8 protein-coding genes are annotated in these 14443 nt (G+C 58.9%); 5 read left to right on the top strand and 3 right to left on the bottom strand.

The features are described 5' to 3' along the window. Window positions 1–16 precede the first annotated feature (16 nt). Complete coding sequence (locus tag ACVOLR_RS00975; protein ID WP_481534786.1) at window positions 17–643, bottom strand: tetratricopeptide repeat protein; 627 nt, start codon at window positions 641–643, stop codon at window positions 17–19. A 239-nt stretch (window positions 644–882) separates the two neighbouring features. On the opposite strand from ACVOLR_RS00975, the gene tssJ reads away from it, so the two are divergent. The 5 genes from tssJ to ACVOLR_RS00950 all read left to right on the top strand — a co-directional run bounded on the left by tssJ (window position 883) and on the right by ACVOLR_RS00950 (window position 9086). Next, window positions 883–1494 carry a type VI secretion system lipoprotein TssJ gene (tssJ, locus tag ACVOLR_RS00970; protein WP_481534785.1) on the top strand — a complete coding sequence of 204 codons (612 nt, stop codon included), beginning with the start codon at window positions 883–885 and terminating at the stop codon, window positions 1492–1494. Between the two features lie 222 nt (window positions 1495–1716). Then, the gene (gene tssK / locus ACVOLR_RS00965) at window positions 1717–3051 is read left to right on the top strand and encodes a type VI secretion system baseplate subunit TssK (protein ID WP_481534841.1); all 1335 of its coding nucleotides are present in this window, start codon (window positions 1717–1719) and stop codon (window positions 3049–3051) included. Beyond that, window positions 3051–3842, top strand: coding sequence for a type IVB secretion system protein IcmH/DotU (icmH, locus tag ACVOLR_RS00960; protein ID WP_481534784.1), 792 nt, complete (start codon window positions 3051–3053; stop codon window positions 3840–3842). Before tssK ends, icmH begins: the two co-directional genes overlap by 1 nt. 10 nt (window positions 3843–3852) lie before the next feature. Next, window positions 3853–8445 carry a type VI secretion system tip protein TssI/VgrG gene (gene tssI / locus ACVOLR_RS00955; protein ID WP_481534783.1) on the top strand — a complete coding sequence of 1531 codons (4593 nt, stop codon included), beginning with the start codon at window positions 3853–3855 and terminating at the stop codon, window positions 8443–8445. Window positions 8446–8456: 11 nt separating this feature from the next. Beyond that, on the top strand, window positions 8457–9086 hold the full coding sequence (locus ACVOLR_RS00950) for a DUF7738 domain-containing protein (RefSeq protein ID WP_481534782.1): 630 nt from the start codon (window positions 8457–8459) through the stop codon (window positions 9084–9086). Window positions 9087–9298: 212 nt separating this feature from the next. Here ACVOLR_RS00950 and ACVOLR_RS00945 read toward each other — a convergent pair whose 3' ends face one another. Together ACVOLR_RS00945 and ACVOLR_RS00940 are read right to left on the bottom strand one after the other, a co-directional pair. Next, entirely contained in the window at window positions 9299–9904 is a 606-nt protein-coding gene (locus ACVOLR_RS00945) for an imm11 family protein (RefSeq protein ID WP_481534840.1), read from the bottom strand. Between the two features lie 6 nt (window positions 9905–9910). Further along, complete coding sequence (locus ACVOLR_RS00940) at window positions 9911–14440, bottom strand: RHS repeat-associated core domain-containing protein (protein ID WP_481534781.1); 4530 nt, start codon at window positions 14438–14440, stop codon at window positions 9911–9913. Window positions 14441–14443 lie beyond the last annotated feature (3 nt).

Genomic DNA, 14443 nt, shown 5'->3' with positions numbered 1-14443 from the left:
GTCCTGTTGATCCGGCTTAGTTGCCAATGTTCTGGAAGGGGTCCGCGCCGCTGTCACGCGCCGGGCGCGCCGGTGCGGGCTGGGCGGCTGCTGGCTGAGCGGCACGACGGCTCGCTGCCGTCGAACGCGTCGCCTGTCGCGTCGCACGCGGCTTTGGCTTGCCGGTTTCAAGAATGGCGTCACCCATGGTGCTACGCAGCGTGGTCACCAACGTCTGCGCTTCACGCTGTGCGGTTTCCGACGCCAACGCACCGCGCCCACCCAGGCGCTGCAGAGATTCGTTGGCAATGCGGAAGCCAGCGACGGTCAGAACGCCGTCGGCAACAAGGTCATCAGGATCCCGCTGCAATACTTCTTCAGCCGCAACGATTGCGCGTGCATAGCGATTCTGGTCGAACTGCAATTGCGCAATGCGCACCCACGGCTCCTTGCGTGTCGGATCGGCTTTCGCAGCAACCTCGAACGCACTGATCGCCGCATCCGCACCTGCCGTAGCGACCTGCGCCTCGGCATTTGCCAACGTTACATCGAAAGGAATTTCTGCTGCCTTCTTTGGTGTCGACGCACAGGCGCCCAACCCCGCGACCAGTGCCAACGCCAAAACCGAACGACGTGTTGCCGCCCCAAACACCTTCACATCCATAGTGATTCCTTCGTCGAAATAAGTTCCTAAAGGGAGCCGCATTTCCGCCGATACATCTTGCGGGAATCCAGTCCCAGCGGCGGCAGTGTACATTCGCAAATGCGCGTGGGTATAGTTATTTTCAAATTCGCGATGTGTTTGCTCTAGACATTTCCTTCACATCGTCGTGCTGCACTTGCACCGACATGTCGTCACTTCCCCGCTGTTTTCTTGGCGCCCATCACTAAATGAATGCGTACATGAGCAAACTTCTACGTGTGGCTTCCGTCACAACTTTCGCCCTTGTTAGCACCATTGGATTAGCTGGTTGTGCGTCCGGTGGCAAGTTGAGCAAGGCGATGGACAGTACACTGCAAGCAGTTGGGCTGCGTGAAAGCAAACCTGAAAAACCCCCTGTAATACCGCTGAAAATCTACGCCGGGACAAATCTCAATGCCGGAAATGACAAGCGCGCAAGTGCTGCCGTGCTGAAGATCTATCACCTGCGCAGTGCGCAACGGTTTGAACAAGCCACCTTCAATTCCTTTCTCGACCAAGCGGGTGAACAATCCGCACTTGGAGCGGACCTTCTTTCTGTGAACGAAGTAGTACTGACACCGGGTGTACGCCAGGAATTGTCCGAACAACTTAGTGATGGCACCGCTGTCATTGGCGTCGTCGCCTTGTTCCGCTCGCCAGCAGAAGCACGATGGCGCATGGCGTTCGATGCACGCAACAAGACTCTTCCCAATGATGGGCTGACAATTGGTGTACACGCGTGTGCACTAACAACCGATAGCCCCGCATTAAGCTCACGCATCTCTGGTGATCCAGGCAGTTTGGCCTCCATACGCTGTGCAGGCGCGCGCTGAACGACGGTGCGTTTTTGCTGTAACAACAACATTGAGGCGCGGGCATGCGCTAGTATCTGGCGCATTCGAACCACAAGATGTGATGCGAATCCGGATGTGAATGGAGTTTTCACATCAAGCTGCGAAGCTGCCGGTGCAGCGGCAATGCACCGAAGGGCAAAACGCCTGAAGCAACGCGCCAACGAAGTTTCCAAGGACTGAAATGTGGCTTACGTAAGCAGGATGTCGAAGGTCTTATGGGGTGAAGGCTTGTTCCTCCGCCCTCAGCACTTCCAGCGTCAAGATGCCTATCACGAGGCGCGCCTACAAGACCTGTCGCAGACATTGCACCCCTATGCATGGGGCGCACGTCGCGTGCGCTTTGATACGCATGCTCTGACAGGCGGTACGCTGCGCCCCCTAGATCTATCCGCAGTGTTTCCTGACGGCGAAAGCTACGACGCTCCGGTACACGACGGCCTGCCAGATGCTGTATCACTACAGGACCTTCCACCGGGGATACAGTCAACGATTGTGTATCTCGCATTACCGCTATTACGTGATGATGGTCGCAATTGTTCTGACGTCGAAGGCACAGCGCTCGCGCGCTATCGGCAGGCCAACCGGGTTTCGGATGATTTGTTCACCGATGCTGCCGAAGCTGAGTTGGCATATCTCAGCAAAGCGGTAAAGCTGCTCACCGACGATCAGCCCAAGGATGCCTACACAACGGTTCCTGTTGCGCGTGTTCGCAGGACCTCGAGTGGCGGCTTCGAGTTGGATGACGAATTCATTCCGCCGTGCGCACAATTGCAGGCATCGCCGTTCCTGCATCGTGAACTGCGCTCCGTGCTGGATGCACTGCAGGCAAAGGTCGACGCGCTTTATGGCCTGCATCGGCAGACCTCACAGAACATCATTGAATTCCGTTCGGGCGATATCGCATCGTTCTGGCTGCTGCATACAATCAACTCTTCATTCAGCGCACTGGCGCATCTGCTGCATCATCCGCAGCTGCACCCGGAGCGCCTGCATCAGGAGCTGCTGCGCATGGCAGGCGCCCTGCTGACCTTCTCCAACACCTACCAGCTCAATGACCTGCCGGTGTATCGCCACGATCAACCGGAGGCATCGTTCCGCAAGTTGCTGGAGATCGTGCGTGCCTTGCTGGAGACGGTGATCTCCACGCGCTACTTCAAGATCGCGCTGAATGAGATCAAGCCGTCCTATCACCTGGGCCGGCTCGACTCGCAGCGCATCGATGGCGAGGCTTCGTTCTATCTTTCCGTATCGGCATCGATGCCGGCACAGGATCTCATCCAGACCGTTCCGATCCGTTTCAAGATCGGCGCACCGGATGACGTCGAGAAGTGTGTACTCTCCGCACTGCCTGGCGTGAAGCTCACACACGCAGCGCAGGTTCCTGCGGCAATTCCTGTACGACCGGGCAGCCACTATTTCGAGATTGATCCTCGCGGCGCGCTCTACGAGCGCATGCTCAAATCACAATCGCTGATGATCTATGTCCCGGCCGGCATTTCCGACCTGAAGCTGGAACTCGTTGCGGTGACCACCTGATGAACTCACATCTGCCTCCAACCCCTGGTCCGATGCCGTCACTGACCGGCAACGCAGCCATGGCCAGCAACACGCCTATTTCGACAGCGCCGCAAAGCCTGCAGGATCTGATGTCGGACGGCTTCTACCTGCTGCTGTTGCTGAAGCGCGGCCAGCTGCCAAATGATGCCGAAGGCTTCGTGCAGACCGTGCAGAAGTTCCTCGACAGCGTCGAGCGCAATGCGATGCGTCTGGGTATTGCCGCCGAAGACGTTTACGCCTCCAAGTATGCATTCTGTGCAGCGGTTGACGAGGCCATCCTCTCGCAACCTTCGGCGTTGCATGAAGTATGGGAGCGCAACCCGCTGCAGTTGCGCATGTTTGGCGAGCATCTTGCCGGTGAACACTTCTTCGACAAGCTTGAGGAGCTGCGCCGCCAGGGTGGCCCGCGGCTGCCGTCGTTGGAGGTATACCACTACTGCCTGCTGATGGGTTTCGAGGGCAAATACCGCCTGGAAGGAACGGAGAAGCTTGGCTACCTCACCGCGCGCCTGGGCGACGAGATCGTCTACCTCAAAGGCAAGCGCCACGGTTTCGCGCCGCATGCACTGCCACCGGACAACATCAGAAACCAGCTGCGGCGGGTAATTCCCCTGTGGCTGCCCGCTGCAGTTGTCGGCTGCTTCGGTGTGCTCGCCTTCATTGGCCTGCGTACCTACATGGGTCACGACACCCGCCAACAGCTGGCTGCTTACAATAATGTCGTGCAGATGCCAGAACGCACCGCACACATCACGATCACTTTGCCATGAGCCTGTCGATATGGACGTCCCGAGCTCCTCGTTGTCTACCGCGCTCGCCGCGATCTCACATAGCAATCGGCTGATCAAGCTACAAGCGCCGAACGAAGGGTTGGTGGTTGAACGTTTCGAGGGCGAAGAAGCCCTGTGCGGCGATATGCAATTGCAGATTGACTGCCTCAGCACCGACGCCTATCTGCAGACGGACAGCTGGTTGGAGCAAGCGCTTACCCTGCAACTGCAGCTGCCCGATGGTTCGCAGCGCCAATGGCATGGACTGTGCACCAACGTGGCGCAGCTCGGCAGCGACGGCGGCCTGGCCCGTTATCAACTCACCCTGGAGCCCTGGACCGCGCTGCTGCGCCTGCGCCGCAATGCGGTGATCTTCCAGGAGCTGGATGTGCGCGCGATCTGCGGGCAGATATTTGATGACTATCCGCAGGCAGCGTATCGCTTCGACGTCGAATCGAGCCTGCCGCAACGCGCTATCACCACCCAGTATCGCGAGACTGATTGGGATTTCGTCAGTCGGTTGTTGGCGGAAAGCGGGCTTGCCTGGCGCATCGAGCAGACACAGGATGGCGACGGCGCCCATACTCTGGTCGTGTTCGATCCACAGGGCGAACTTCCCGATATCGGAACTGTGCGCTTCCATCGCATCGCGGCCAGCGAGTCCAGCGATGGCATCACCCATTTCGGTGAGCAGCGGCAATTGGTGCCAAACAGCAGCACGGTTGCGAGTTGGCATGGCGACAAACTTTCGGCCATTGCTGCACAGGCGAACGCCGAAAGTGGCGACGTTCCGTCGCTCGAAGTCTATGTACAACCACGTGCCGGCCGCTTCAACGAATCGAGCTGGGCGCAAAGCGAGGCGCAGGCAAGGCTGGATGCGCTGCAGCTTGCACAGGTTCTTTACAGCGGCAGCAGCAGTGAACGGCGCATGGCTGCCGGTTCCCGTTTCGCGCTTTCCCAGCACCCGCAACACGAAGGCAGCGAGTTCCAGCTGTTGGTCGTCGCCCATACCGCGGTCAACAATCTCGACAGCGGCATCGCCGAACTGCTTGGCAACAGCGCGCTTGAGCGCGGCAGCTACCGAAACCATTTTCTCGCGACCGATGCCAGCGTCCCGGTGCGTGCGCTGCCCCACGATCGCCCTGCCCTGCACGGCCTGCAGACCGCACGCGTCGTCGGCGTCGCCGAAGCCGCTCTCAGCCCGAACCGCGAGCACCAGGTCCGCGTCCAGTTTTCGTGGCAGCGTGGCAGCACGCCCAATGCGGGTGGCCTCAGCGAAACAGGCAGTGCGCAAGCGGGACACGCCCCCGGCGACCACACCAGCGGCAGCTGGGTCTCGGTTGCCGAATGGGTTGCCGGCCCCAACTGGGGTACTGCATTCTTGCCGCGTATCGGCAGCGAAGTACTGGTTGAATTTCTGCACGGCGATATCGACCAACCACGCATCACCGGCCAGCTTTACAACGGCAACGTAGCACCGCCGTTCGGCGGCGGTATCGATGAGGACGCGAAGCATCCCGGCGTGCTCAGCGGCTTGCATACGCGCGCGCATGACGGCGGTGGCAGCCAGCAATGGATGATGGACGACACGCCCGGACAGTTGCGCACGCGCCTGCACAGTTCGCTTGCCGACAGTCGCCTGGAGCTCGGCTACCTGGTCCAGCATGAGGACACCGCGCGCGGTGCACTGCGTGGCGAAGGCTTTGAGCTCGCAACACAAGGCTGGGGCAACGTACACGCCGCGCAGGGCTTGTTGCTTTCCGCCAGCACACAAGAGCGCGCTGCTTCCACGGTGATGGACAACGCCGAGGTTGTTGCGCAGCTGAAAGGCGCAGAGCGTAGTCTTGAGCAGATGCAGCAGACGCTGCAGCAACAGCAGGTGCCCGGGCTCAAAGCCTGGCAACAGACCGGCCAGCTGCGCGAGCAGGTAGATCCAACGGCGGAAGGCAGCTTCAAATCCGTGGTCAATGGCCAATCGCAGTTCAAGCCCAGCGATGGTCGCGCAACTGGTGATCAACCGGTCGAGCGTTTCGCCAAACCCGTGCTGCTTGCCGAGGCGCCGAACCACATTGCATGGACCACCCCGGCGAGCGCGATTGCCTTCGCCGGACAGAACCTGCAGCTCACCGTGCAGCAGGATCTGCATGCGAGCAGCGGCGAAACCATTGCTGCGGTTTCTGGCGGCCAGGTGTCGCTGTTCGCGCAAGCTGGCCCGGTGCGCTTGATTGCCGCCAATGGCCCGGTCAGCCTTCAGGCCAACGATGGTGAACTCGAGCTGCTGGCCGATCAAGCCATCACCGTTACCGCTACGGACCAGCGCATCGACGTACTCGCCAAGAGCAAGGTCGTGCTGCAGGCCGGCAGCAGCGCAATCACGCTTGAAGGCGGCGACATCACCTTCAGCTGCCCCGGTGAATTCAAGGTCAAGGCCGGCGATCATCCGTTCAAGAGCGGCAGCAGTGCATCGCCGCGACTGCCGCCCTTGCCTGCATTCAAGATCAAACCCGATCCGGCGCGAAAGATCGAAAGCACCTTCGCCTACGATCAGTTGCGCAGCGCTGCCGAAAAGTCGACCACCATCGAATTCGTGATGATGATGGCACCGACATTCGGCTTCGATATACCTGCCAGAACCTACATGAAGCTGCAGGAGGCATTGAAGAGCGGCAGCTTCCCGCCGCCCAAGCACGAGGTGCTCAGCGGCGGCCCCTACCCTGCCGACTACGACAACAAGAAGCGTCTCATTCGCGTACACGCCTCGGCGGCCGATCAGGCATCGACGTCGATCGAGGCCTCACGCGAATTGCTAGCGGTGCTTCTGCACGAATTTGGTCACCACGTCGACAACGTGCTTCGCAACGACCTGGCGGAGAAAGATGCCAGTGGAAAGCCAAGCATCGCCGCCGACAGCGCGCATGAAGAAGGCACGAGCATGGCGTACCGGTTCGCGTTCTTCGATCTCGAAGGCAGCCATGAAGCGACCTACGCCGACTACACTTCGCCCGAATTCAGCGGCCCGCTGAAGGTCAACTATGCCGAGGTGCAGGCTGCACTGCGGCAGCAAGGCCCGGTTGCCGCGCAGGACAACCAGTCACACGACGGCCGCTACGAAGGTTTCAGCGCAGGTGATGGCGAGAACCACGCCAAGAACCCGGGCCAGTCATTTGGCCACCGCTCGATCGAAGCCGTGCTGGGCAGGGTCGGCTTCAGCCGCCGGGACCTGGCGGCGATCTACTTCGGCAATTGGCTGCGCGACTATTCGCAGCTGCTCGATCCGAAGATCGTGCGCCCGCCGAACATGCCGAAAGACCTCGGCAAGTACATTTCCCGCGAGGCACTGACCAAGATCGTCGACATCCTTGCTGGCGGCGAATTCCACGAGCTGCGTTACCGCGACAAGGCCCATTACGAGGTCACGCCTGCGCGCCTTGGTGTCTATCGGCCCAGCGAGCATATCGACAACCCAAAGAACATAAAGCCCGATCCAGCCGACCCGAAAACCATCGACAAGGACTTCGAGCCCTGGGTCACTGCCAACAGCCCGCTGCTTGGTGTCGACAAGAACACATCGCTGAAGCGCTACATCAGCAGCTCCAGCGCCTTCATGGCTTCGGAACTGAGGCAGGCGATTTCCCTGGGCCGCACTGCCGACGGTATGCGTCACTTTGGCTCCGCGCTGCATGTGCTGGAGGACTATTTCGCCCACTCCAATTTCTGCGAACTGAGCCTGCGCAAGATCGGGCACAACAACGTACTGCTCTGGACGGGGAAGGCGGACTGCAAACATACGTACCCGGTGGTTACCGGCATGTTCGGTTCCACCGACGTGATTGCCAGCCTGGCCGAACCTATCGCGCACAAACTGTTCAGCGTGGAGAGTTGGGAGTTCAAGGCCAGCAAGCCAGGTGATCGTTCGGACAGCGAAAGAATCATGCTCGTCCTGCTTTCAGAGCAGAGCGACCAGCGCTACTTCACCGCCTTCCAGAACTTCCTGAAACTGCGCGACCGCATGCTCAGCATTCCTGGCCACGAGTACCTGGAACGCGCTGGCTGGATTGCCTCGGCACCGATGCGGCTGATACTGAACAGCTACAACCTTGTCTACCAGCAGCTGCTGCTGCTGATCGGCAACAGCGTCGACGACGCCCAGACCATGTTCGACTCAGACCCGAACAAGAACGGTTCGACCGACCCCAGCCATTCGCAGCTTGCCAAGGATCATGACGTGCATCCGCTGCATACACTGGCCGCGAAGCTCGCCCAGCAGGCAGTGACCGAGGTTGGCAAGGCCATGATTGGCCGCTGGAACGGCAATGGGCTTTGTGATCCGGTGAAGATCGCGCAAGGCTACCTGGTGCATCCTTACGACAGCACCTGGCAATGTCCACATGTATCGGCCTGGGCCAAAGACCATGCCGCCAACATCCGCAGGGCTGCATCGGCGACCGAGATCGAGCACCTGCACGAAGAACATGGCAAAGATGCACTCGAGGGTATCCGCCGCGTTGGCCGCTACGGCACCGACAGCTGGGATTACATCACCAAGTTCTATGAAGATCTTTTCGGCGAGAAGAACCAGGTCAAAGGGAGCGGCAAGAAGTGAAAAAGCGCGTATTGGCCACCGCACTGCTCGGCTTGGCACTCATCGGCTGCGATGTCAGCTCATCGCATGCAGAGTCGTCGAAGACCACAAGCGCCGCGCCGGCCAGCACCGCGAAGCCCGCACTTGAAACCACGCCAACGGGCCTGATCTACCAAGGCAAGGCGCTGGAGCTTGGTGCACCGATGAGTGCGTGGATCCAGGCACTGGGGCCAGACCATCGAAGCACGCAACCAAACCCCAGTCTCACGGTTCTGGTCTGGGACAAACTCGGCATCCGCGTCTATCCGGACAACGCCAAAGAGCCCAACGCCAGCATCGTCACCATTGTCCTGAATCACATGGACAGCGAAGCAGCCGGCTTTGAAGTCCCCGCGCCCGGCACGGAGCTCGAACCACTGAGCGTTTTCAATCAGTCTCTGTCCTTGCAAGGGCTGCCGATCACCAACAGGACCACGGTACGCGAGCTGCGCGCTACCGGCGGTGATACCTGGGATGTCAGCTGCACCAAAGGCGTGGCTACCTGCTTCACCCATCGCAACGACTTGGCAACAGACCAGCTGTCCATCGCCTTTGCCGTCGATGGGCGGATCGAAGACAGCGTGATCTACACAGTGGAACTGCAGATGGCAGATAAGCGATAACCACGCAATCGGCGTTGGCAAATCGCTGGCAGGTCGCCACTACATCATGCCGACAAAACGCTCGACGGCAGCTTAGGAACTGAATACCTTTTGCCAAGGTGGCGCCAGCGACCGGCCATGGAAACAGGTACACCTGCACTCGCACCTTCTTCACCATCTCTAGCGCATCAATGATGCGGAAGGTGATTCAAGGGCAGCAGGCGTCTACAGCCTCAATCCCAGAAGTCACTCTTGGTATACGACGTGATTTCTTCGAAACCCATGCCTTGCAAGCCAGCACCTTCACACGCTGCACGAAACAACGCGTTGCAAACCAAGGTGTGGCCGAGATCCAAGCAAAGGAACGCCGCACTTCCAGGCACCTTTTTTTCATCGACAACAAAACGTTCAACCGACTCCAGGACCGGCGCATCCGGAAAATACTTTTGATACAAGATTTCGCCAGTCGCCAGGTCTTTCTCGAGCTCATAACGAGAACGATCCAAATCGATGACAGAAGCCCATGCGGACCATCTTAGATAGAAGTATTTCTTAACCGACGACGCACCATCGGAAAGCACTACATCCACCGGAACGGCATCAACGCCAACATCAAACTTCCGGCATATCTCAACAAACTGCTCCGACGCCATCCAGTTCAGGTCCCAGTAGTCGAAGTTCAGAAATTTGTGCTTGGCTTCGTAAACATATCCGACCTCAAATCCGGCATTTGACAAATCCGGATCGAACGCGTTCCACGCCCAAGGCTTGTTCAACTTTCCTTTCAAGACTACAGGGCATCCAGCGTTGTCAGGAATGTAACGAACCATGTAAAGCATAATCAATCACCCCATCCTGCATGCATTTGATAGCGCGCGTGCCACATTGCCGCTTTCAATATCGGCAAAAGCCCGCGACTGCACATTGCGAATACCTAACAAGAGCTGCATATCCGACAGCTTTCCACTGCTCCAAGCTGTGTTCAGCTTATCAATCTTTGCGGTGATATCGGCGGTATACATGTCATGATTACTCCAGTGCCCCACCATACCTGTCTTTTTTGAAAGACTCTCAGAGCCCGGCATATGTATGCCATTTGCAGCGCCGTTTCTATCGAAGCCCATCGATTCCAGGTGATCAAACATGTCCTTGAAGGCAGGATTGTCCATCACCTCCTCAGGGATTAGATGATGCGCCTGCATGCCATCACCGACCCTGCCACCGATATTTCTGTCGAGCTCGGTACTTCCTCCCTTCAAGCCAAGCGGATCGGCCCACCTCAGCGTATTGACTGCGTACTCATATATGTTGATACCGCCGAGTATCCTGATGGGATCCTTCGAAACAAACGCACATATGTCAGAGGAAAAGTACCTATGCCTGGCATACGCAAGCCCGGTCTCTTCATCGTGGTACTGCCCTTGCAGGCCAATCCGGTTGGCTACCCGACCATGATAGGAGCCTGATGAATTGCAGGTGCCAGAGCCTGCGGACCAAGCAATAGTTCCGAACCTGTCAATCAGGGCATGCGGAGCTCCATTCGGGTCACACTGGTAGATGTAGACCCGGTGCAGCTCCTTCCCCACCAGAACCGACCCACTGTCTGGACGGGATCCCATTACCACGGCTACGGGCGTGGGTTTTGAGTCCTCGATTCCGCCAATACGTTGCGGCGTCACCAAAGATATCCCCATCGAACGCACCGGGCCCACCCCCACAGAGGCACCAAGCTCCGTGGCTCTCTCCCCCAGAACCATCCCACCCAATCGACCAATCGATGATTGATCTATCGATGTACCGATCTGCGCTCGTTGTTCCAATGATATAGACGAATCGACAGCGGAAATTTCGCGGATGGCGCCCGCCGTGATCTCGGCCTGAGCGACTGGTGCGAGCCCATCGTTGGCCGCTTTGCCAGGTTCAATCAGGGCCAGGGGAACAAACGACTTGGCGCAGTAAACATACTCCCGCACGCGTTCATGCAAGCTGGAGAGCTGCTGCTGTCGCGCCCTTACCTCCACCAGACTTGCAACATTTCCGACCCAGATCGGTGCGACCTCATCTTCATCGTTCGCCTGCTGGACTTCGCCCAGCAACGCGTCACCATCCCAGAAGAACCAGGTTGTGCAAGCCTGATTCCGTTTGAATACACGTCGCCCAAGGGGGTCGTATCCATAGTCGGTCGTTACGCGATCCTTTGTACTCTCAGCAAGCCGATGATTCGCATCCCAGACAAGAGTGAGATCATCCGATCCACCTTGCGGACTCCCCCTACGCACCAGGTCACCGCCCCTATCGAACACATAGTGCACTCCCTGATAGGTCCCCTCGCGCGTCCATGTCCCTTGAGCGTCACTTTCACCACCCACGATCCTGCGCGCTTGTACCTGCTTGATCTCTGTTCGCAGACGATCACCCGCTGGATCAGTGAAAAAGCGCTCTATCTTGCCCTTTGGATCAGTGTGCTGCAGCAGCCGCCCAATGACGTCGTACCGATACTCGTCCACGCCTTGGTCACTGTCACTGCGCCGTACCAGGTTACCGCTCCGATCGTAGTCGTAACTTGTTTCAAGCAGCGGCGCCGCGTCCTTCAGGATGGACTGGGAGGTCATCAGGTTGCGACTGTTGTAGCCGAAGTTGCGCAGCAGATGCGGGCTTAGTACTTCCTGCGTAATCCGACCCAACGCATCGCGCTGCATCAGGATTGGCGAATCATCATTGATCGCGATCGACACCGCTTGATCGAGAAGATCGTAGACAATCGCCACACAGTTGCCGGCGGAAGTCTGGCGCGACACGCGATTTCCAACCTCATCGTATCCATAGCTGACCTTGAAGCCGTCCTGCAGCTCCTCCAGCACTTGCCCGGTAGGATCGTAGCGTCGCTTTATGCTCCTCGCCGGATTCCGCAGTTCAGTCAGGCGTCCGATCTTGTCGTAGCCGAAATGCTCCTGCACCTGCCTTCCTGGATGCCTTACATCAGGCATAGTCTTGCGAACGATGCGCCCCAGCTTGTCGTTTGAGAAAGAGATTCGCTGCCCAAGCGCATCCACCACGCTTTTGAGGCGCCCCGCCGCATCGTAGTCATAGCGGCGTTCCTGACCCCAATAATCGACCTCGTTGACGATACGTCCAAGCGCGTCGCGTACCAGCTGATAGGACTCACCGCGCTGGTTGATCACCGCGATCAGTTGCTGCTCGCTATCGTAACGGTACTGCACGCTATGGCCATCAGCCTGCATGCGGCTAGACACCTGCCCGACACCCACATACTCCAGACGAGTCTCCGTACCCGCCTCGTCAACGTACCGGATCAACTGGTCTTCAGCATCGTACTCGCATCGAATGCTGGTTCCTTCTGGAGTTCGGACAACCAACAGGCGGCCCTTTTTGTCGTATTCGTAATGATTGGTCTGCCCTAGCGCATCCACCTGTTCCAACAGATTGCCGAGAGGGTCGCTTGCATAGCGCGCTTCGGAGCCGAGCGCATCAATCACCGCACAGACCAGACCGTGCCGATCGTAACGCAACCGTGTCATCGCCTTCCGGGCATTCTGCTGGGCTAGAAGTTGACCTTCCAGGCTGTACTCGAAGCTTGTTCTCGCACCGAGTGGATCCACCTGTGCCACCAGCTTGAACTTATCGTCGAATTCCTGCCGCCAAGTCGCGCCGTCCGGGGTCCGCAGAACAACCATGTTGTCCAGCGGATCATAGTCAAACTGAAAGCTGCTTCCGTCTGCCCGTGTCAGGCAGCACAAGTTGCCGTGTGCATCGTAAGCAAAGCCAGTACGCAGGCCTTCCGGATCCGTGACCGCCACCGTACGCCCGAAGTCGTCGTACTCAAAGAAGGTGACGCCATCGAGCGGATCAATCTCGCACAGTGGTAGCTGGTTCTCATCGAACTTGATCACACTCAGGTGGCCGAGCGAATCAGTCACGCGCGTCTCGCGCAGCAGTGCGTCGTACTCGAAATGGTAGTCGTACAGGCCGCCATCGCCCCAGGAGTGCACTACCCGCCCCTGCGCATCGAACGCGTAGTAGAACGACAGCCCGACCCGGTCCGTGTGCTGCACCAATCGATGCTGTTGATAGACAAATGTGCGCGCCGCACCCAAAGCGTCCAGCGCTGCAGCCAGATCACCTTCACCGCTGTAGCGGTAGCCCACCAGCGGATGCACCAACCCGGTTGCCGGGTCGTGCAGCGCCATCCGTTCAATGCGGCCCTGACGCGCATCCACGTCGATGAAGCGGCCTTGCAGACCGTCGACGCCGCTTTCGACGATGCGCACCAGGTGGCCATCGTTGCGCTCGAAGCGCCAGTAGTTGCCACTGGCGTCTTCGATGCGGTCCAACGCCAGCAGGCAATGCACTGGTAGCGCAGCAACTCCACTCGGCAGGTCCCCGCCGAACACGTATTGCAGTCCGCCCTTGAAGCGCACTCGCAGTTGGCCTTGCCGGCGCAGCAGGCGCGCGCCATCCACAAAATCGAGTATCGCTGCCGCTTCACCATCAACCGGTGGCAGCTCGGGGAAGAACGCAACCTGCCCCGGCGCCGCCATCCATACCGATCCATCGGCCAGCACTTCCAAAGTGATGTCGGCAGGTGTCTGCCAGCCGATACCACAGGCACCGCCGCGTCCGGTCTGGGCGGAACTGTAGCTGCGCTGCCACGCGAACGGCAGACGGCCGGGAATATCAAAATCCTGGTGACTGACAACCACGCTGCCGTCGCGGATATCAACCGGCTCGGCGCGCAGGATCTTGCATTTAAGCGTGCCCGACGGCAGATGCCCCCACTTGCCTTGACGCCACTTCTTGAAGGCATCCATCTTGCCTTGGAAGAATTTGCTCTTGCGTAGCTTACCCAGCCCGGCAAACGCTGCGCGGAACGCCATCGCCGTCCACGAAATAGTTGGCGGCCCGCCCACGGTCACGCTGCTGGGAATGGCCACGTTCAAACCGGTAGGCAAGGACATCGCGCGCAGCGGTTTCTTCGGCTTCTTCACCCGGAAGGGATTGATCATCCCGGCCAGGTTGCAGTCCAGCACCGGCATCGCCAGCCGGGAGAACGGCTCGCCATCCGCGGATACGGTACGGCTGCCCATGAAGATTTCTTCGCCGTCGAACTGCGGACCCATTGGTGCAGCCAACGGTGGCGCCCAAACGCCCAACGGAATATGCACGTCCAGCCCGCCAGTTCCGGCGGTGGCGCGATGCACACCATTGACCTTGATCGTTGAGCCGATAAACGGAATGTAATCGAACGGGTCCAGTACCAGACCGATATGCGGCGTGGGCAGCGGGCTTGGCGGCACCGCGTACATGTGGATGTCGATACCGAGCTGCGGATCGAGATGTTTGGCGGCGGTGCTCATGGC

This window comes from Stenotrophomonas sp. STEN030 (assembly GCF_056759995.1).
The sequence above is the reverse complement of the archived record's forward strand: the minus strand, read 5'-3'. Positions and strand labels throughout refer to the sequence as shown.